Genomic DNA, 21,454 nt, shown 5'->3' on the forward strand with positions numbered 1-21,454 from the left:
GGAGTATCAATGGAAACGACAGCAGTGAAAGAAATATCAATATTGAAAGATGGTCATGTGACGAGTCCAATAGGATTTTATGCTGGTGGGGTTCATTGTGGTCTACGACGAAAAAAACTTGATTTTGGCTGGATCTATTCCGATACTCCTGCAAATGCAGCAGGTGTGTATACACAAAATACATTTCAAGCAGCACCATTGCTGGTAACAAAACATACAATCGAGCATTCAAAGCAACTTCAATCTATTATTGTGAACTCTGCCAATGCAAATTCGTTTACAGGCAAACAGGGATATGAAGATGCACTACTTATGCAGAAACTAGCAGCAAACCAATTAAATATCGAACAACACCATGTTGCTGTTGCTTCTACAGGAATTATTGGTGAACGATTACCGATGGGAAAAATAAGAAATGGTATCAAGCAAATATCTCCTACTCAGGTGGATGCAAAAAGCTTTGAAAAATCAATACTAACAACGGATACAACAACGAAGCATGTAGCTGTGCAACTAGAAATAGATGGCAAGCAAGTTACCATCGGTGGAGCAGCAAAAGGCTCAGGGATGATTCATCCCAATATGGCTACGATGCTCTCTTTTATTACAACGGATGCAAATGTTAATCAAAATAGCTTACAGCAGGCGTTACGTTCTATTACGGATCAATCGTATAATCAGATTACAGTAGATGGAGATTCTAGTACGAACGATATGGTGTTAATACTTGCAAACGGAAGAGCAGAAAACAAAGAGTTAAATGAAAATCATCCGGACTGGTCAGTGTTTAAGGACGCTTGGAACATCGTTGCAATCGAATTAGCAAAAATGATTGCTCGAGATGGGGAAGGTGCAACAAAACTTATTGAAGTAGTAGCAAAAGGAGCATCTACAATACAACAAGCAAGTCAAATTGCCAAAGCGGTCATTTCTTCCAATCTAGTAAAAACAGCTATTTATGGAAATGACGCTAATTGGGGAAGAATTATCGGTGCGATTGGTTACAGTGGTGTACCTGTAGATGCTAGCAAACTTTCGATTGTCATTGGAGGAATTGAAGTAGTGAATAATGGCGAACCGATTGTTTTTGATGAGGAAGATTGCAAACATGCCTTAAATCAGGAAAGAGTAAATATAGTAATAGATTTACAAAATGGTATGCATACAGCAACAGCTTGGGGTTGTGATTTAACGTATGAATACATTAAAATCAATGCTTCTTATCGAACGTGAGGTGAAAAAATGATTACTATTGTGTTTAAAGTGGGAGGCAGTGTTTTAAATCAACTTTCTCCTAAGTTTTATCAAATGTTAGTACGGCTAAAAGAAACAGAAACTTGTAATCCAATTATTGTTCACGGAGGCGGACCTGAAATTAATGAAGCCCTAAGTAAGATGAATATAGAAACCGAGTTTGTTGATGGGTTACGGGTAACTACAGAGGAAGTTCTCAATATTGCTGAAATGGTGATGAGTGGAACAATAAATAAACGTATTGTTGCTAGTATCCAGTCCATTGGTGGAAATGCACTTGGTTTAAGCGGAGTAGATGGAAAACTATTACAAGCTAGACAGATACATAATGGAAAACTTGGTTTGGTTGGTGAAATTATTGAAGTTAATACAGAATGGTTATCGATCATTATGAATAGTGGAGGCATTCCAGTTATTTCTCCAATTGCGATTGGTGAGGATGGCAGGCGTTATAATGTGAACGGTGATATGGCTGCCGGAAAGGTTGCTGAAGCTTTTCAATCCAAGTTAATACTAGTTAGTAATATTCCTGGAGTCATAGAATCGGTTAATGGAGAAGAAATGATTCATCATCATCTAACAAAACAACAAGTAGAAAGCAAAATAGATTCAGGAGTCATTTATGGCGGTATGATCCCAAAAGTTCGTTCTGCCTTAGCAAGTCTTAAAAGTGGTGTCGCTGAATCAGTTATTTTAAATGGATTAAATCCAGATGATATAAAGAATTATTTAGAAGGAAAAGCAGTTGGAACAGTTTTAACAGAAAGAGAGGTAGAACATGTCTAGTAAAACAGAGATTTCATCAGCAGTAATGCAAACGTATAATCGTTTTCCAATAACTGCAACTAAAGGGAAAGATAGCTTTCTATGGGATGAAAGTGGAAAAAAATACTTAGATTATACATCTGGGATAGCAACATGTAATTTAGGGCATGTACCCGATAATGTTCAACAAGCGATATCAGTTCAATTAGAAGAATTATGGCATTGCTCTAATTTATATCATATTCCTAGTCAAGAAAAATTAGCTTCGATGTTGACTGAATATAGCTGCTTAGACCAAGTATTCTTTTGTAACAGTGGAGCGGAAGCGAATGAAGCTGCGATAAAAATAGCAAAGAAGTATGCTAAAGATAAAGGGTATCATGATCGTATTGAAATTGTTACTTTCGAACAGTCCTTTCATGGACGTACCGGATCAACAATGGCAGCTACCGCACAAGAAAAGATACATCAAGGATTTACTCCGTTAACAAAGGGGTTTCGTTATCTGCCATTTAATAATAAAGGGTCATTGTCTGAGATAGATAATGGAAAAACATCTGCAGTGTTATTAGAAGTTATCCAAGGTGAAGGTGGAATTCATATTGCAGATAAAGATTGGTTAAAACAATTATCTGCTATTTGTAAGGATGCTGATATTTTGCTAATCATTGATGAAATACAGACGGGGATAGGGCGTACGGGGAGTTTATTTGCATATGAACCATACGGTATAGAACCAGATGTTATTACGGTAGCGAAAGGTTTGGGATCTGGGTTTCCAATTGGTGCAATGCTAGCGAAACAACATGTAGCGGCATCATTTTCACCTGGTACACATGGAAGTACATTTGGAGGAAATCCAATAGCTGCTACAGCTGGTACTGCAACTTTAAAAGAAATTATAAAGGACGGTTTTTTAAAAAATTGTAACGAAGTTCAAGATGAATTGTTTACTCAATTAAAACTAATAAAAGAAATCTCTCCATTGATTAAAGATATTCGTGGTAAAGGTTATTTAATTGGAATAGAAGTTACGAATCAGGCTAGTACCTGGATTGAAAAACTTCGCGACAAACAAATCCTTGTGCTACCAGCTGGTGAAAAAGTAGTACGTATATTACCTCCATTAACGACAACCAAAGAGGAACTACAAATGTGTATACAAGCGTTGAAAGAAGTAGCATTAGAACTGGAGGAAGTTACAAATGGATAAAGGTTTTTTAGTATTAGAAACCGGAGATGTATTTGAAGGAATTTTAATTGGAGATAAAAAAGCAATCGAAGGTGAACTTGTCTTTAACACTGGTATGACGGGATATCAAGAAATGTTGACAGATCCTTCCTATAAAGGTCAAATTCTTACGTTCTGTTATCCAATTATTGGGAATTATGGGATTAATGATATAGATGATGAGAGTAAAGAAATCGCTGTTTCTGCTGTTATTGCTAGTGATATATGTGATGAACCTAGTCACTATCAATTAACAAAGTCGTTTTCAGATCAATTAGAGCAAGCTGGTATTCCGGGTTTGTTTGAAATTGACACACGTCAACTTGTAATGATTATTCGTGAACACGGTTCTTTGCGAGCAAAAATAGTGAAAGACGAAAGTCAAACGAAAAATGTAACATGGCAAACGCGTAGTTTACTATCATTAGTTAATAGTGTTTCTGTAAAACAATTAGAAAACTATGGTACTGGTGAAATTCATATTGCAATTCTGGATTTCGGATATAAAAAATCAATTCGAAATGCGCTACTTCAACAGGGATGCAAAGTGACGGTTGTTCCTTATCAAACTTCACTTAATCAAATAAAAGAATTAAACCCTGAAGGTATTGTTCTTAGTAATGGGCCAGGAGATCCAATGGATTTACAAGCATATTTTCCAGTCATCAAACAATTAACAAAAGACTATCCAACACTTGGGATTTGTCTAGGACACCAATTAATAGCATTGGCTTATGGGGCAATGACCAAAAAAATGCATTTTGGCCATCGAGGCGGTAATCATCCAGTGAAAGATTTATTTACTGGAAAGGTCTGGGTAACAGCTCAAAATCACGGATATGTAGTAGAAGAAAATACCATCGATTATACACAGTTCGATGTATTATTTAAGAATGTAAATGATTGTTCCGTAGAAGGTCTGAAACATTGTCACTATCCAGTTACAAGTGTTCAATTTCACCCGGAGGCACATCCGGGACCAAGTGATACCAATTATATTTTTGAAGATTTCTTAGATGAAGTGAGAGAAAAGAAAGGAGCATTGACGCATGCCAAAGCGTAAAGACATAAACAAGGTACTCGTAATCGGATCGGGTCCAATCATCATCGGGCAGGCGGCGGAGTTCGACTATGCAGGAACACAAGCATGTCTTGCTTTAAAAGAAGAAGGTATCGAAGTTGTTCTTGTTAATAATAACCCAGCTACCATCATGACAGATGAACAAATTGCAGATAACGTATATTTAGAACCTTTAAATAAAGACACGTTAGTAAAAATTATTGAAAAAGAAAAACCAGATGGGTTAATAGGCACTTTAGGAGGGCAAACCGGGCTTAATTTATCTATTGAACTATTTGAAGCAGGTATTTTAGAAAAATATGAAGTGGAATTATTAGGTACCAGTGTTGATTCCATTCAAAAAGGGGAAGATCGAGAAAAGTTTCGAGAATTGATGATTGAAATAAATGAACCAATTTCGGAATCAAAAATTGTTACGAATATTGAAGAAGGAATTCGATTTATTGACCAGATAGGATTTCCCGTCATTCTTCGTCCTGCTTATACGTTAGGTGGAGAAGGAGGAGGCTTTGCCCATAATGAAGCTGAATTTGAAGAGTTATTAAATAGAGGTTTAGGGTTAAGTCCAATTCATCAAGTGTTGGTTGAAAAAAGTATTAAAGGTTGGAAAGAAGTAGAATACGAAGTAATGCGAGATGCAAATGATACATGTATTATCGTTTGTAATATGGAAAATATGGATGCTGTTGGTATACATACAGGTGATTCCATTGTTGTCGCTCCTTCTCAAACCTTAACAGATCATCAATACCAGATGTTACGTTCAGCTTCGGTAAAGGTTATTCGTGCATTAAATGTGGTTGGAGGATGTAATATACAGTTTGCTTTAAATCCGGATTCTAATGAGTATTGTATTATCGAGGTAAACCCAAGAGTTAGTCGTTCTTCAGCTCTTGCATCTAAAGCTACGGGGTATCCAATTGCTTCTATGGCAGCAAAGTGCGCAATTGGATTAAATTTGGATGAAATGAAAAATCCGGTAACTCGTTCAACGTATGCATCATTTGAACCTGCATTGGATTATATTGTCGTTAAGCTACCACGTTTTCCTTTTGATAAATTTTCTGAAGCTGATCGTACACTAGGAACACAAATGAAAGCGACTGGTGAAGTAATGGCAATGGATCGAACATTTGAAGGTGCTCTGAACAAAGCAGTTCGATCGTTAGAATTAAACGTATCCAGTTTAGATTGGCCGAAGATGGATGAACGAGACGAGCGGGAATTGTTCAATTTAATTGAAATCCCCAACGATCTCCGTCTTTTTGCGTTAGCAGAAGCTCTGAAAAGAGGGATATCCGCTGAAACGTTGCATCAACAGACATTTATTGATCATTGGTTTTTAGTAAAAATACAACATATTCTTCACACAGAAAAAGAGTTGTCGAATTACACGTTAGCTTCACTTCCTGTTCAGTTGTTCAAAAAAGCGAAAAGATACAATATAAGTGATGTTCAAATTGCAAAATTACTACAAACCACGAGTAAAAAGGTAAGAGATTTTGCTAAAGAAACCGGAGTACATCCTGTATATAAATTGGTTGACACTTGTGCGGGAGAATTTGATGCGATAACTCCATATTATTATTCCACTTGGCATGGGGAGGATGAAGTACAGGTCAATCTTGATACCAAAAAAATATTAGTAGTTGGTTCTGGTCCTATTCGTATTGGCCAAGGAGTCGAGTTTGATTATTGTTCCGTGCACGCAGTACAGGCGCTTCAAAAAGCTGGGTATGAAACGATTATGATAAATAATAATCCGGAGACAGTTAGTACTGATTATTCCATTGCAGATAAGTTGTATTTTGAACCATTGGCATTGGAAGACGTACTTCAGGTTATCGAAAAGGAAAATGTTGATGGTGTTATGTTACAGTTTGGAGGACAAACCGCTATTAATTTGGCAAAAGAATTAGAGGAGGAAGGAATTCCATTATTAGGAACAAAACCTACAGAAATTGATCAGATGGAAGATAGAGAACAATTTTATCAATTTCTAAATCAATTAGGGATTCCACATATTAAAGGAAAAGTAGTACACAACCAAAATGAAGTTATAGCGACAGTAAAAGATTTAGGTTTCCCTGTATTGATTCGTCCTTCTTATGTAATTGGCGGACAATCCATGTACATTTGTTACAAAGAGAAAGACTTACTATCCTATGTATCTAAAATTCAAGAAGATACACATGATCGTTGTTGGCCATTATTAATAGATGCCTATTTACCAGGTATGGAATATGATGTAGATGTTATTAGTGACGGTGAAAATATTGTTATTCCAGGAATCGTGGAACATATAGAGAAAGCAGGAGTACATTCAGGAGATAGCATTGGTGTGTTTCCGCCGAGATTACTCACATCTGAACAACAAGGAAGAATGATAGAAATTGCAAAACAAATTGCAATAGAGTTACCTTTAGTAGGAATAATGAATATCCAATTTGTTATATATCATCAAACAATTTATGTGCTGGAAGTAAATCCAAGAGCTTCTAGAACAGTTCCTGTTATTAGTAAAGTAACAGGGGTTCCAATGATAGAATGGGCGGTTCATTCCCAACTAGGGTATCCATTAACGGATTTTGTCTCAGAAGTAGGATTATTACCAGTCCCTAATTATTATACTGTCAAAGCACCAGTATTTTCTTCGAGTAAGTTGAAAGGTGTCGATCAAATTCTTGGGCCAGAAATGAAGTCAACTGGTGAATTGATCGGAATGAGTACATCTTTTGAAGATGCTATCAAGAAAGCAATCATACCAGTTAACTTTAATGACAAAGGTAAGCTAGATGTATTTCTATCCGTTAGTGATCTTTGGAAAGAAGATAGCATCGCATTTATTAATAAGTATAGTCAGGTTTTCTCCCGCCTTTCAGCAACAGAAGGGACATCTAAATATTTACAGGGAAAAGGTTTTTCAATAAAAGCTATATCAAAAGATATTGGAATAATAGAAGCTTATTTTAATAGATATCAACCAGATGTTGTTATTAATATTCCAAATCAAGGAAGAGATAAGACTCGATTAGGGTATTTATTACGAGAGATTTGTAATAGATATCAAATTCCTTACTTTACTAGTTTTGAGACTGCTCAGACAGTTTTAGGAAGTATGAAGTCAACTGAACAAGAAGTGCGGTCATTACAATCATATACAGCTTCTTTAAAAGAAGTAATGACTTCAAAATAATTAAGAAGTGTCTTCTAGGGTAAGCACGGCTTAACTAACAGGGACAGACAAAAAGTATGTCAATGAAGAATAGAGTTTGTACCCTGGAAGGCAGGTGAGCTCCCGGAATACTTACTATCCGAAAGCTCGCCTGCCTTCCTCCAAATAAAGTCTACTATATTTTTAAAGTATTTCGTTGTTCGAATTTTGGGTACTACTTTTGCTATGTCCTAACCCGATTGGATATCAACTTTTTACAAGTATTGATCAAACCATCTACCAATTTGTTCTAATCTTTTTATACGCATAGATGGATCTCCACTTCTGCTTAACTCATGATTCGCTCCTGGAAAACGAATAAACTCTACTTCTTTCTTCAAGTGTTTCAACGTAATGTATAATTGTTCACCTTGCTCAATTGGACAACGAAAATCTAGCTCACCATGAAGAATAAGTAACGGTGTTTTGACATTCGCTGCATACTTAAGAGGGGATATATCCCAAAGTTTTTCCGGATCATCTAAGAGATTTAATCCATGTTCCCATTTTGTAAAGAAATATCCAATGTCACTAACTCCGTAAAAACTAAGCCAGTTTGAAATGGAACGCTGAGTAACAGCTGCTTTAAATCGATTTGTATGCCCAACAATCCAGTTTGTCATAAACCCACCATAGCTCCCGCCAGTGACTCCAAGTCGATCTTTGTCAATAAAGGAATATTTATCCAGACAATAATCTACTGCTTCCATTAAGTCTTGGAAATCCCCTTGTCCATAATTTTCTCTGACGCCATTAACGAACTGTTGACCATAGCCGTGACTACCCCGAGGATTTGTATAAACAACAACATAACCTTTTGCAGCTAATAATTGTAATTCATGGAAAAATGAATTTCCATACATAGCATGAGGTCCACCATGAACTTCTAATATAAACGGATATTTTTTCCCATCTTCAAAGCTATATGGTCGCAATAACCAACCTTGGATTGCAAGTCCATCCGATGATGTAAAGGAAATTTCCTCTGGTTTTTCTACATGAATTTCTTCTAATAATGATTTATTAACATTTGTTAGTAATGAAAGTTCACGATTACTGTTTAATTCATAAAAATTTCCTGGGTCAATTGGGGAGCTAATTCCTAAAATAAATGATTCTTCATCAGGATGATAGGTGAAACCAAATACATGATTATCTTCTCCGTAAATTTTTTCAAGATTGCCGTCAAGATCTGTCTGATAAAGAGAGGTAGAACCTTGGTCGGATCCTAGGAAATAAATTGATTTACCATCTTTTGACCAGATCGGGCCATTTTCTGACTCTCCTAATCTAGAATCTGTAACCATCGCATCACCTAATTGAATATCCCACTGATTAGTAATTTCCTTCCTTTTTTTTGAAGATAGTTCAAATAAATAGAGTTTCGTTAACGTTGCTCCGGCATAATCAAAATCATGACCAAGTGTTATAATTTGTGAACTATCGCTTGAAAAACGGGAATTATAATAATTGCTATTTCCATCTGTTAATAATGTAAATTCATGTGTATGTAGGTTTAATAAAAATAAATCGGAAATTAATTCTGAATCTGCTTCTTCATTCCAATTACTAGAAAAAACTAGTTTCTTACCATCTGCAGATATATCATGTAAGGAATGGTCAGTTGGTTTTGTGGTCCATTGTTTGAATTTTTTCGTAGGTAGGTGGTATTCAATAATTTGTATATTAGAGTCGTCATGGAACCCTTTTGCATCTGATTTGTATTTTAGACGATTAACAACAAGCGGTTTATTTTGTTTGTCTTTTTTAATTTGTTGCTTTTCTTCACAGGTATGTTCCTTTTGGGTATGGATGTCATCATCGATGTTTAATGGCGCAGAAAAGAAGATAGATGTACCATCTGGAGACCATTTTGGTGAAAATGCTCCTTTTTGAAAAAATGTAATCTGTTTCGGTTCACCGCCATCTAAATCAACTAGCCATAGTTGTGTTGTGCCTGACCTTGTGGATTGAAACACTGCCTGAGTATTATTCGGGTTACTTCGAAAATTGGTATTGGAATGCTTTCCGTATGTCCATTGTTTCGTCTGGTTAGTCGAAATATCTTTACTGTACACATGTGCTTCGTATTCACTATCTTCATTTACCTTTGTTGAAACATATGTAAAGCGGTTGTTCGAAGCAGTGTATGTAGGCCCACTCACAATTTCTAACCGTTTTAAGTCAGTCTCGTTGATTGCACGTTTTGTTAAATTCATGTATATCCTCCTAAATTTTACAAAAAATCAAAAACTTGTTATTATTTTAAACTAATTAGAGGGTCTAATCAATTGAAATATCTTTAATTTGATGAAAAAAATGTCTAAGTTGTTTCGGGTTTTTAAAAATATAAATTTGTTTTTCTTTAACAGAATCTAATTTCTCTAGAATAGTTGGAGATTGAACTTTATTAAACTTTAAAACATAATGTACAAACTCCCAATCTATTTTTTCTTTACAATCTTTTCCCATATCTGGTCGAGTTTGTCCATGATACTGAATCCTTCTCTTTATAATTCTGTATAAGCACCGAGTGGTACTATAATGGAGAAAAATAATCGTGTCAGCATATTTCAAACGTGTATTCATTGTTACGCCGTAATTTCCGTCAATTATCCAGGCAGGCTTTTTCATAATATCTTTTTGTTTTTCTATAAATTTATTTCGTTCAATCGGTTTCCACCCTGGTCCCCAAAAAAAGGAATCTAAATGATATACGGGAAGGTTTTTATGACTACCAAGTTGCGTTGCCAACGTTGACTTCCCAGAGCCAGGACAACCTATTATCATAATTTTTGTCATTTATACTTTCCTTTCTTAATGATAAGAAGATTAAGAAAATTCTACAGGTGAAAAAACGAGGTGAGGTAAAAGTGTTATCTAAAAGAAAAGTTTTAAATGAACTAGAAATAAAGATAAACGATAATCTCCAAGGATTGACGACGAGTTAATTATCAACCTCGAGAAATTGATCCTTTTAGTTAAACTTTAAATTTCCTAACCTCGTTTTTGGATGTTTATATAAGGTTACACAGATAATTTATCTTGTATAGCTGCATCTGATTCATATGCATGTTGTAATTGTTTAGTGATTGTACCTGGCTTACCATCACCAATAGCTTTATCATCCACACGTACAATCGGAGTAACCTCAGAAGTACTACTTGATAAGAATATTTCATCTGCATTAGAGATGTCCTCTAGTTGAAATGCATCTTCAATAAGTTCAATATCTGCATCCTTTAAGAATCTTTCCACTGCCATGCGTACACAACCGTAGAGTATATTGTTTGTCGTTGGGTGAGTATATACTTTCCCGTTTTTAACTAAATACACATTGGATGAGCTGCATTCAGTTACTTTCCCATCTCTGTGGAGAATAGCTTCATAACAACCTTGTTCTTTAGCTGTTTGTTTTGCTAAAACATTAGGGAGTAAGTTTAAACTTTTAATATAGCAATTTTCCCAACGAATATCAGGTTGAGTAATCGTAGACACTCCATGTTGTAAAGCTTCTTTATTTCTTGGCATATCCTGTATATAGGCATACATATTTGGTTCTACAGATTGAGGGAAGATATGATCGCGAGGAGCAGACCCTCTAGTGATTTGCATATATACTTTTCCATCTGTAGTCATTTCATTTTTTGTAATTAATTGAAGCAATAATTCTTTCATTTCTTTTTTACTTTGTGGTATTTCAATTTTAATTGCCTCAGCTGAACGATATAATCGGTCAACGTGTTCTTCGAATAGATAGTATTTTCCCTCATATACACGGATAACTTCATAAATACCATCTCCGAACTGCAAACCACGTTCCTCAAATGGGTAGTTTAAGCTATCCTTATCTCTAAATTCAGATTGAGTTAAAATAATTGGATATACAGACATTAAATAAGCTCCTCTCTTCAAGCATAATTCTAGTTTATAACTTGCTATATCATATGTAAATAACTAATTATCTTATAATTATCTTTATAAATGAATCAATTTAAAAATTGATTTAAACAGAGCAAGCTTCGGCATTTTAGACAAAAATATTATTGAAGTTTATTTATATAACGTAAATTATATATAAATTTTGTAAAAAAATGATGAAATTATGGTTGATTTGTTAAATTAACATTGCTATAATGTAACTTGTCAGCAAAAAAGTTACATTATATTTACTTAATGCGGGTGTAGTTTAATGGTAAAACCTCAGCCTTCCAAGCTGATGACGAGGGTTCGATTCCCTTCACCCGCTCCATACATATGTCATAACGCAGTGTTTCGTACATAGGGTCTACGAAGCGTTGCGTTTTTTAATGTTATAAAGTAGAATCCTTGAAATAATAATAATTTGCATAGTATTCTTGTGTAAAATAACTATGTTGGGGGCGAACTAATGGAACAACTACAAGAGAAATTAACTCAGATAGATCGAAGAGGATATAAAAGTTATAAACAAATACAGGGAATGTATACACATCCATCGTTCAAACTCTATATTGACTATGTCCAAGGAGACCCATTTGCAAGTCCATCAAAAATTAGGTTAATAGTTGATCATAATAAGCGATCGATTGAACCATCATGGTTAGAAACAGAAGAAAGAAAAACTGCAGTAGAAGATACGTTTGCAAGAGTGATCGACCAAGCAATTAGTGAAAATAAGATTTCAATAAAAGGTTCGGGAAAAAGTGGATTGATTGTTTTCGATGGACCTGGACAAGAAATATTAAAACGGTCAGCAGTTTCGCTACAAGAACATTTTATAACTATTTGTTTATCGGTTGGTTTACCTGCGCAGGGCAGGTCTATTAACGGAAGACAAGCAATCAAACTCTTTAGCGAGGTATTACCGAATCTTTTAAATGAATCCGTATTTAAAGTGAAAAATGAACAAATAGAAAAAGCAATTATTTTAGCTGATCAGCAGTCTCATATTTTGAACGTAATGAAAGAAAATAAATGGGTATCTTTTGTTGCTAACGGCTCCATACTGCCACGTAGGAGTGGAGTGAGTAATCTACCACAACAACAAGCCGTACCTTTTCAGAGTCCAAAAGAAAATGAAGTAGAAATCGACTTACCCCATGGGAAAACAATAAAAGGAATGGCAACCCGCCAGGGAGTTACATTAATAACAGGCGGCGGTTATCACGGTAAAAGTACATTGTTACAAGCGATTGAGCGAGGGGTATATCGGCATACCGCTGGAGACGGACGAGAATTTGTATTAACCGATCCCACTGCGGTGAAGATAAGAGCAGAAGATGGAAGAAGAATTTCTGCAGTAGATATATCACCGTTCATTTCAAACTTGCCACATGGTAAAGATACGAGTAATTTCTCCACAGATGATGCGAGTGGAAGTACTTCACAAGCGGCAAATGTAATGGAAGCATTGGAAGTGGGAGCAAAGACGTTATTAATTGATGAAGATACAAGTGCAACGAATTTTATGATTAGGGATATCCGTATGCAAAAGTTAGTTGCTAAAAATAAAGAACCAATAACTCCATTTATTCACCGTATTCGTCAACTAGTCGATGAATTAGGAGTATCCGTGATTTTAGTGACGGGTGGATCAGGTGATTACTTTTCTGTTGCGGACAATGTCATTTTGATGGAAGAGTATATTCCAAGACAAGTAACTCGTGAGGCCAAAAAAATCATAAGTGAAAATCCGATTGAAAATGAGAAAGTTCCCTCAACTGAATATGGAAAACATACAAAACGTAAGTTATTACAGTCTTCATTTCCTAAACAAAGTGATAAGAGATTTAAGATCCAAGCAAAAGGTCAATATCAAATTATGTTAGGGAAATCACCTATTCTATTTTCAAATACGGAACAACTTATTGATTCCTCACAAACAAGAATGATAGCAGAAATTATACAATATTTGTATCGAACGAATGTTATGGAAAGCCGCTCGTTTACAGATGTTTTGGATATTATTGAGAATGAAATGAATAAAGGTTTAGATCAACTTACATTAAATAGAGGAAAACATCCAGGTGATTTGGCAAAACCTCGCCGGTATGAAATTGCGGCTGTATTAAATCGTATGCGTACTGGCAAGTTTGTACTAAATCATATTTAGAAAGGAGGGGGCGTCTTGCAAGTAGCTCAATTAAAAGAAGATATTCAATCTTATGCGAAGGAAATTGGGATTGATAAGATCGGTTTTACGACCGCCGATGTTTTTACAGAATTAAAAGAACGGTTACGCAGACAACAGGAACTACATTACCAATCTGGTTTTGAAAAAGGCTCTATAGAAGAAAGGACCGAGCCTAAAAGGTTATTACCAGAAGCAAAATCAATTATCTCTATAGCAGTAGCGTATCCACAAAAAATGCATGATGCCCCCAGAAGTACCAAAGAAGAGAGACGTGGTATTTTCGCAAGGGCTTCATGGGGGATTGATTATCATGTAGCCTTACGTGAACGTTTAAATAAATTGTCAGAATATATCCAAGCAAAATACCCTGATGCGGTGAACAAAATTATGGTTGATACAGGAGAGCTATCTGATCGAGCAGTTGCAGAACGTGCTGGTATAGGATTTAGTGGGAAAAATACGTCGATTATTACTCCTGAGTTTGGTTCATTTGTTTACTTAGGGGAAATGATTACGAATATTCCATTTATACCTGATAGTCCAGTGGAAGAAAGCTGTGGAGATTGTACTATCTGTATGGATGCCTGTCCAACAGGAGCATTAGTTGAGGGAGGACAATTAAATGCACAAAGATGCATTGCATTTTTAACACAGACCAAAGATTTCTTACCAGATGAGTTCCGTTCAAAAATTGGTAATCGTCTATATGGTTGTGACACTTGTCAACAAGTATGTCCGTATAATAGAGGCATAGATTCTCATTTTCATCAGGAATTAGAACCTGAACCAGAGTCTGCAAAACCAAAGTTAAAACCAATGCTACATTTGTCCAATAAAGAGTTTAAAGAGAAATTTGGTTATATGTCTGGATCTTGGCGCGGTAAAAAACCTTTACAACGAAATGCGCTGATTGCAATTGGCCACTACAAAGATAAAAGTGCAATTGATGATCTGATTAAAGTGATGAATAATGACCCAAGGCCAGTTATACGAGGAACTGCAGCATGGTCATTAGGGAAAATTGGTTCTCAACAAGCATATGACGCGATTGAAACAGCTATGAAAAAAGAAACTGACAGTCAAGTTCTTTTTGAGATGGAGAAAGGTCTATCTTTTCAAAAGCAAACATAAAGTGAAACTTTATTAGCGAGGATTCGTTCTTCGCTTAAGTAAAGTACAAAAACGGGCATTTACGAAATAGGAATTCGATAAGTCTTACAGGTATGAAGTAGTAGTTTACTGCCACTTACAAACCGGTTAAATATTTTCTCGTAAAATAGATCCTCTTCACATACATTGTTATGGGAGGGGTGTTTTTTTATGGAAAGTATAAAAGAATATTGGAGTACGTTGTTCTCAGAAAGGCATTCCGATGATGAGTGGTGGCAAAAGAAACTGGATTTGCTAGAAAAAAGAAATGCAACTATTGTAAAAATAACCGGTGATGGAAAGGTGACACGAAAACTTCATTATGATGATCGCTCAAACTATGAATATGTGATGCATTTACAATTTTTAATAAAACAAAATGAACGATTTATGTTGGAAGAACAAGTATTACCTTTTTCGTATAGTCTCCTAGATAAAACAATAGTCAACCACCACAAACGTGATACTGCTGTTGAAAAAATCCCAGATGATTATTCACTATGGAATTCAAGTAATAAGTCACAAAGAATTGACACCAGTCGATTTGAATATAATCGTCTTGAGGCTGTGAAATATGCAGAACGATGGTGGAATAGTTATAATCCGGCTTACAGAACATTTGAAGTAGATTGTACAAACTATATTTCACAATGTTTATATGCTGGTGGGGCACCTACTTGGGGGGAACCTGTACGAGAGCGAGGATGGTGGTACAGCGGGAATTCTTGGAGTTTCAGTTGGTCGGTTGCACATTCAATGCGTTGGTACTTAAGTGGTTCTCAAAAAGGATTAAAAGGGAAAGAAGTCGAGAGTCCTGAAGAATTATTTCCTGGTGATGTCATTTGTTATGATTTTGAAGGTGATAATCGTTGGAATCATACAACTATTGTTGTGACAAAAGATGAATATGGGATGCCATTAGTAAATGCACATACGGATAATAGTCGTCATCGGTATTGGTCGTATGAAGACTCGACGGCATATACACCAGATATTCAGTACAAATTTTTTCGGATTGGTGAAAATTAGTGTATAATATATAAGGTTACTATAGAAGAAGGAGAAATGAGTTTTGAGTGTGCATGTTGTTTTATTTGAACCAGAAATCCCAGCTAATACGGGAAATATAGGAAGAACATGTCTTGCAACAGGGGTTACACTCCACTTGATCCACCCACTTGGCTTCTCTACAGATAGTAAAATGGTACGAAGAGCTGGATTGGATTATTGGGAGCATGTAGATGTTCAAGAATATCAATCAATAGAAGAACTTTATGAAACATATCCAGATGCAAAATTTTATTATATTGAGAACTTTGGAACCAAACATTATACTGACTTTGATTTTAGTGATTCGAACATAGATCAATTCTTTGTTTTTGGAAAAGAGTCTACAGGTATACCAAAAGAATTGCTAGTCGGGAAAGAAGATCAATGTCTGCGTATTCATATGAATAATAAAGTTCGTTCCCTTAATTTATCAAATACCTCTGCTATTATTATTTATGAAGTATTAAGACAACAAGGATTTCCAAATTTATATTAATAAAAAAAACCCTACTTCGTAATGAAGAGGGTTTTTTTGTTCGTAATGAAAGAGGTTGGAACAATAGTATTTACTCAAAAATTACTCCGAATGACCGCTTCTTCACTTATCCAGCGGTACTGGTGATCCTAAGGCTGCTTATACAGCTTGAGTCCCGCCTAGGCCACCTTTCACGGGAAGCTGCGTAAATTTATTGCACTTCTTCCAGCTGTCATCCGCCTTTTGACTAAAATTTTGTTATTTCCAACCTCGAATAGCATTAATATTGATCTTCTTTTGGTACCCCTGATTTTGCTTCGTATCCTGAAGTGAACATAGAAACAACGAATGTTACAATAACTCCCATTAATAGAGCAAGTTTCATTATTATTTCCTCCCTTGTAGACGTACTATCTAGGCATATTTCTCACTAGTATGCCCTTATTATAACGAAAAAAATCAAGATTGTGAACTGGGCACTTTGAATGAATGTCGTTATTTCAGAAAAAATAATGTCGATAAATTGTTCAAAAGATTTCCTGAATTGTTGTATCCTCCGTAAAAATCATGTATATTAGTTGATGAATAGAGAAACGAACTCTATAATGGTTTTGAACCGTTTTCATAACGGATAAGTTAACTTCTAATGGGGGTATCAGTCGTGGCAGAAAATGCAGAATCTGCAGAAAGATTTTGGGGGCAGTTTCACGGACAAAACACGGGGTATTTGGAACAACAATTTGAGTTGTATAAAGAAGATCCGGAATTAGTTGAATCTTCTATCAGAACAATATTTGATACACATGGCGCTCCATCTTGGCTTACTTCTACCGAGAATGTAAAATCTGTATCCAATACATCTGATTTTGATGTAACCAACTTAACCTCAGCAATCAGACTTGTTGAGGCTATTCGTCGTTATGGACACACAGATGCAGATATATATCCAGTTGGTGGATATAAGGGTGATCGTTCTAAGATGCTGGATTTATCAACATATAATTTAACAGAACAAGATCTAGAGAAAATTCCTGCATCTTGGATTTGGGAGAAGCAAGCTCCTGGAGTAGAGACAGCTTTGGATGTAGTAAACCAGTTAAGAAAGTATTATACTGGGACGATTACATTTGAATATGACCATGTTAATAATGATGAAGAACGTAAATGGTTATTTGATTTAATTGAAGAAGGAAATGCAAGACTAGATCCAAATGATGATGAAAGAAAAGAGATCCTTCAACGTTTAGCTGATGTGGAAGGGTTTGAAAAGTTTCTTCATAAAACCTTTGTCGGTCAAAAGCGATTTTCCATTGAGGGATTAGAATCAATGGTGCCAATGATCGATCATATCGTTCAATACGCAAATCAAGATAGCATTGAACATGTCATGATGGGAATGGCACATCGTGGAAGATTATCTGTATTAGCAAATGTTTTGGGTAAACCGTATGATAAGATTTTTTCTGAGTTTAATTACACGAAAGACAAAGAATTAATGCCATCAGAAGGCTCCAGAGCAATCAATTATGGATGGACTGGAGATGTTAAATATCATTATGGTGCAGAAAAAGCAGTTGAATATGGTAATAAAGGCCAAACAAGAATTACTTTAGCACATAATCCATCGCATCTTGAGTTTGTTAATCCCGTAGTAGAAGGATTTACTCGTGCTGCTCAAGATGATAGAAGTAAAAAAGGATATCCGAAGAAAGATTCCAATAAGGCTGTTGCTGTATTAATTCATGGAGATGCAGCATTTATTGGTGAGGGCGTCGTTGCAGAAACGCTGAACTTAAGTGGATTACCTGGATATTCTACTGGAGGAACTTTGCATATTATTGCAAATAACTTACTTGGGTATACGACAGACCGTGAAGATGGTAGATCAACAAGATATGCAAGTGATTTGGCGAAAGGATTTGAAATTCCTGTTATCCGAGTTAATGCGGATGATCCTATCTCTTGTATCTCAGCTATCAAAATAGCATATGAGTACCGTCAAAAGTTCAATAAAGATTTTCTAATAGACTTAGTTGGCTATCGTCGCTACGGACATAATGAAATGGATGAACCTCGTACAACGCAGCCAAGTCTTTATCAGCAGATTGATGACCACCCATCTGTTGCTACGTTGTTTGGAAAAGCAATGGAAGAAAAAGGTATTCTTCAAGAGGGTGGATTTGAAGAAGTAAAAAGTGCTGTTGAGAAAAAACTGACTGACATTTATAAAGGGATGACAGAAAGTGAAATTGGAGAACCAGAAGCGAAGCTAATGCCACAAGTATTAACCAATGGCCTAGACCAATTTACGACAGCTATTGATTTAGCTACTTTAAAATCGATTAATGAAGAATTACTTGAACGTCCGGAAGGCTTTAAAGGCTTCAAGAAGACAGAGCGAATCCTACAGCGCAGAAAAGATTCGTTGGAAGAAGGTAATAAAGCGGATTGGGGTACAGGTGAAGCTTTAGCTTTTGCGTCCATTTTAAAAGATGGAACACCAATTCGTTTAACAGGCCAGGATACCGAGCGTGGTACATTTGCACACCGTCATATAGTATTACATGATGTAGAAACTGGGGAGAAATACAGTCCCTTACATGGATTATCGGATGTTCATGCATCTTTTGATGTACGTAACAGTCCTTTATCTGAAGCTGGAGTCTTAGGTTTTGAATATGGGTATAGCGTACAATCACCAAACACACTTGTTATTTGGGAAGCTCAATTTGGTGATTTCGCGAATGCAGGGCAGGTTATTTTTGACCAATTTATTTCTTCTGCTCGTGCAAAATGGGGCGAGAAATCAAATATGGTTTTACTTCTACCTCATGGTTATGAAGGGCAAGGTCCCGAACACTCTAGTGCAAGATTAGAACGTTTCTTACAAATGGCAGCTGAAAATAACTGGATAGTAGCAAATGTGACTTCATCTGCACAACTATTTCATATTCTTAGACGCCAAGCAGCAATGCGAGATCGTGATGAAGCTAGACCATTAGTATTAATGACACCTAAAAGTAGTCTCATTCGTCATCCGCGTATGGCGGCAACTGCCGAGGAATTTACAGATAGTGGGTTCCTGCCATTGCGTGATCAACCGGGATTTGAAGTGGATCGAGATAAAGTAACGCGTCTTGTCGTTGGTAGTGGAAAAATGATGATCGATATAGAAGAAGCGATGGATGATTCAGATGAAACATATGATTGGTTACAAATAAAAAGAGTGGAACAAATTTATCCATTCCCAAAAAAAGCATTGGAAGAGGAAATAAAGCAGCTTCCAAACTTAAAAGAGATTGTGTGGGTACAAGAGGAGCCGAAAAACATGGGTGCATGGAATTTTGTTGATGATTATCTGCGAGAATTATTGAACGGAGATCAGAAACTTAAAGTCATAAGTAGACCAGACCGTTCCGCTCCAGCTGGAGGTATTCCGACTGTACACAAAACGGCTCAAAATAAAATTATTAAACAAGCATTGAATCAATCTGAAGGAGGAAAGTCCAGTGCAGGAAATTAAAATCCCAGAATTAGCAGAATCCATTACAGAAGGTACGATAGCAGAATGGCTTGTCAAAAAAGGTGACAAAGTTGAAAAAGGTGACCCAGTAGTAGAATTAGAAACGGATAAAGTAAATGTAGAAGTAAATGCAGAATTTTCCGGAGTTATCACTGAAATCATTAGTGAAGAAGGTGATGATGTAACTGTTGGAGACACCATAGCTAAACTAGATGAAAATGGTGAAGCTGGTTCAAGTTCAGATGAATCAGAATCAACGCCTAAAGAAGAGCCTAAACAGGAAGAAAAACAAGAAGAAAAACAAGAAGATAAACAGAAAGCAACTGAAACAGAATCTTCTAAGGAAGTGGAAACTACATCTGATAATAATGGAGAAGTGATTGCATCTCCTGCAGCTAGAAAACGAGCTCGTGAATTAAATATTGATTTAAGTAGTGTTCAATCACGAGATCCATTAGGACGTGTACGCACAGAAGATGTAGAAGCGCAAGCACAAGCGAATAAACGATCAACGGATAAGAAGCAAGAGAAAAAAGAAGCTCCAAAATCGGAGAAAACTGAATTTGATAAACCGGTAGAACGTGTAAAAATGACTCGTCGCCGTCAAACAATCGCAAAAAATCTTGTAGAAGTACAGCATAATACGGCAATGCTTACTACTTTTAACGAAGTAGATATGACAGCGGTTATGGAATTACGAAAACAACGTAAAGATAAATTCTTAGACAAAAATGGCGTTAAGTTAGGATTCATGTCCTTCTTTACAAAAGCGGTTGTAGGGGCTTTAAAGGAATTCCCATTATTAAATGCTGAAATTCAGGGAAATGAATTAGTCATTAAGAAATTCTATGACATCGGTATTGCTGTCTCCACGGATGATGGACTTGTAGTGCCAGTAGTCAGAGATGCAGACCGTAAAGATTTTGCTGGGATTGAGCAAGATATTAACGATTTAGGCACAAAAGCACGAGATAATAAATTGGCGTTAAAAGACTTGCAGGGTGGATCCTTTACAATTACAAATGGTGGGACATTTGGTTCAATGATGTCTACACCAATTTTAAATGCCCCTCAAGTAGGTATTTTAGGAATGCACAATATAGTAAAACGTGCAATGGTAATGCCAGATGATTCTATTGAAGTTCGTCCAATGATGTATTTAGCTCTATCTTATGATCACCGTATTGTTGATGGTAAGGAAGCTGTGCAATTTCTTGTTCGAATTAAGCAAATGTTAGAAGACCCGTATGATCTTTTACTTGAAGGCTAAAAATAGATACTAGTTAAATAGAAAAACAGGGTTTTAGATATGACCCTGTTTTTTTTTTGCATACTAGACTGTCATACTTTTGATAAATTTTATTATTAAATTCATTAATATTTGTTGAAATTAGTCGGCAGAACGAATATTATAGTACTTGCTGGGTACATTATTGACATGATATGAATAAATTCTTTTTAATAAAAGATTATAAAAACGTTATCATTTTTGAAAATTAAGAACTTAAAAATGGTAATATATTTTTTAAATGTTTAACTTGTCATACGTCATACATGTTGATAGATAGTTATAATGGTATTTATACCTAAAAATGAA

At 35.8% G+C, this 21,454-nt stretch carries 14 protein-coding genes and 1 tRNA gene; 12 read left to right on the forward strand and 3 right to left on the reverse strand.

Annotation, left to right across the window (positions count from 1 at the left end):
• The first annotated feature begins 9 nt into the window (after positions 1-9).
• The 5 genes from argJ to C794_RS05980 are packed head-to-tail and all read left to right on the forward strand — an operon-like array spanning position 10 to position 7,527.
• Entirely contained in the window at positions 10-1,233 is a 1,224-nt protein-coding gene (argJ, locus tag C794_RS05960) for a bifunctional ornithine acetyltransferase/N-acetylglutamate synthase (RefSeq protein WP_017796215.1), read from the forward strand.
• A 9-nt stretch (positions 1,234-1,242) separates the two neighbouring features.
• The gene (gene argB, locus C794_RS05965) at positions 1,243-2,040 is read left to right on the forward strand and encodes an acetylglutamate kinase (protein WP_017796216.1); all 798 of its coding nucleotides are present in this window, start codon (positions 1,243-1,245) and stop codon (positions 2,038-2,040) included.
• Positions 2,033-3,232: an acetylornithine transaminase gene (locus tag C794_RS05970; protein WP_017796217.1), complete on the forward strand. Its 1,200-nt coding sequence runs from the start codon at positions 2,033-2,035 to the stop codon at positions 3,230-3,232. Before argB ends, C794_RS05970 begins: the two co-directional genes overlap by 8 nt.
• Positions 3,225-4,313 carry a carbamoyl phosphate synthase small subunit gene (locus C794_RS05975; RefSeq protein WP_017796218.1) on the forward strand — a complete coding sequence of 363 codons (1,089 nt, stop codon included), beginning with the start codon at positions 3,225-3,227 and terminating at the stop codon, positions 4,311-4,313. The genes C794_RS05970 and C794_RS05975 overlap by 8 nt, the downstream gene beginning before the upstream one ends.
• Complete coding sequence (locus C794_RS05980; RefSeq protein WP_017796219.1) at positions 4,300-7,527, forward strand: carbamoyl phosphate synthase large subunit; 3,228 nt, start codon at positions 4,300-4,302, stop codon at positions 7,525-7,527. The genes C794_RS05975 and C794_RS05980 overlap by 14 nt, the downstream gene beginning before the upstream one ends.
• Positions 7,528-7,760: 233 nt before the next feature.
• Here the strand turns inward: C794_RS05980 and C794_RS05985 are convergent, their stop codons facing one another.
• The 3 genes from C794_RS05985 to dat all read right to left on the reverse strand — a co-directional run bounded on the left by C794_RS05985 (position 7,761) and on the right by dat (position 11,439).
• The gene (locus tag C794_RS05985; protein ID WP_017796220.1) at positions 7,761-9,764 is read right to left on the reverse strand and encodes a S9 family peptidase; all 2,004 of its coding nucleotides are present in this window, start codon (positions 9,762-9,764) and stop codon (positions 7,761-7,763) included.
• Between the two features lie 64 nt (positions 9,765-9,828).
• Positions 9,829-10,347: a DNA topology modulation protein gene (locus C794_RS05990; protein WP_017796221.1), complete on the reverse strand. Its 519-nt coding sequence runs from the start codon at positions 10,345-10,347 to the stop codon at positions 9,829-9,831.
• Positions 10,348-10,572: 225 nt separating this feature from the next.
• Positions 10,573-11,439, reverse strand: a complete 867-nt coding sequence (dat, locus tag C794_RS05995) for a D-amino-acid transaminase (RefSeq protein WP_017796222.1) — start codon at positions 11,437-11,439, stop codon at positions 10,573-10,575.
• Positions 11,440-11,723: 284 nt separating this feature from the next.
• Between dat and C794_RS06000 the strand changes: the two genes are divergently transcribed.
• From C794_RS06000 to odhB, 7 genes are all read left to right on the forward strand, one after another.
• Positions 11,724-11,797: transfer RNA gene (locus tag C794_RS06000), tRNA-Gly, on the forward strand.
• A gap of 138 nt (positions 11,798-11,935) precedes the next feature.
• Positions 11,936-13,639, forward strand: coding sequence for an ABC-ATPase domain-containing protein (locus C794_RS06005; protein ID WP_017796223.1), 1,704 nt, complete (start codon positions 11,936-11,938; stop codon positions 13,637-13,639).
• 15 nt (positions 13,640-13,654) lie between these two features.
• On the forward strand, positions 13,655-14,791 hold the full coding sequence (queG, locus tag C794_RS06010) for a tRNA epoxyqueuosine(34) reductase QueG (RefSeq protein ID WP_017796224.1): 1,137 nt from the start codon (positions 13,655-13,657) through the stop codon (positions 14,789-14,791).
• A 189-nt stretch (positions 14,792-14,980) separates the two neighbouring features.
• Positions 14,981-15,838 (forward strand): amidase domain-containing protein, encoded by an 858-nt coding sequence (locus C794_RS06015; RefSeq protein WP_017796225.1) that lies wholly within the window; start codon positions 14,981-14,983, stop codon positions 15,836-15,838.
• Between the two features lie 43 nt (positions 15,839-15,881).
• On the forward strand, positions 15,882-16,355 hold the full coding sequence (locus C794_RS06020) for a tRNA (cytidine(34)-2'-O)-methyltransferase (protein WP_017796226.1): 474 nt from the start codon (positions 15,882-15,884) through the stop codon (positions 16,353-16,355).
• Positions 16,356-16,995: 640 nt separating this feature from the next.
• The gene (locus tag C794_RS06030) at positions 16,996-19,857 is read left to right on the forward strand and encodes a 2-oxoglutarate dehydrogenase E1 component (RefSeq protein WP_017796227.1); all 2,862 of its coding nucleotides are present in this window, start codon (positions 16,996-16,998) and stop codon (positions 19,855-19,857) included.
• Positions 19,844-21,127, forward strand: coding sequence for a 2-oxoglutarate dehydrogenase complex dihydrolipoyllysine-residue succinyltransferase (gene odhB / locus C794_RS06035; protein WP_017796228.1), 1,284 nt, complete (start codon positions 19,844-19,846; stop codon positions 21,125-21,127). The genes C794_RS06030 and odhB overlap by 14 nt, the downstream gene beginning before the upstream one ends.
• The last annotated feature ends 327 nt before the right edge of the window (positions 21,128-21,454 follow it).

It is taken from the genome of Oceanobacillus kimchii X50 (assembly GCF_000340475.1).
GTDB lineage: Bacteria > Bacillota > Bacilli > Bacillales > Amphibacillaceae > Oceanobacillus > Oceanobacillus kimchii.

Excerpts from the sequence above, each read along its gene's own strand:
- C794_RS06005 (WP_017796223.1), top strand. The coding sequence starts at position 11,936 with ATGGAACAACTACAAGAGAAATTAACTCAGATAGATCGAAGAGGATAT.
- C794_RS06015 (WP_017796225.1), top strand. The coding sequence starts at position 14,981 with ATGGAAAGTATAAAAGAATATTGGAGTACGTTGTTCTCAGAAAGGCAT.
- dat (WP_017796222.1), bottom strand. The coding sequence starts at position 11,439 with ATGTCTGTATATCCAATTATTTTAACTCAATCTGAATTTAGAGATAAG.
- C794_RS05990 (WP_017796221.1), bottom strand. The coding sequence starts at position 10,347 with ATGACAAAAATTATGATAATAGGTTGTCCTGGCTCTGGGAAGTCAACG.
- C794_RS05970 (WP_017796217.1), top strand. The coding sequence starts at position 2,033 with ATGTCTAGTAAAACAGAGATTTCATCAGCAGTAATGCAAACGTATAAT.
- argB (WP_017796216.1), top strand. The coding sequence starts at position 1,243 with ATGATTACTATTGTGTTTAAAGTGGGAGGCAGTGTTTTAAATCAACTT.
- argJ (WP_017796215.1), top strand. The coding sequence starts at position 10 with ATGGAAACGACAGCAGTGAAAGAAATATCAATATTGAAAGATGGTCAT.
- C794_RS05980 (WP_017796219.1), top strand. The coding sequence starts at position 4,300 with ATGCCAAAGCGTAAAGACATAAACAAGGTACTCGTAATCGGATCGGGT.
- C794_RS05975 (WP_017796218.1), top strand. The coding sequence starts at position 3,225 with ATGGATAAAGGTTTTTTAGTATTAGAAACCGGAGATGTATTTGAAGGA.
- C794_RS05985 (WP_017796220.1), bottom strand. The coding sequence starts at position 9,764 with ATGAATTTAACAAAACGTGCAATCAACGAGACTGACTTAAAACGGTTA.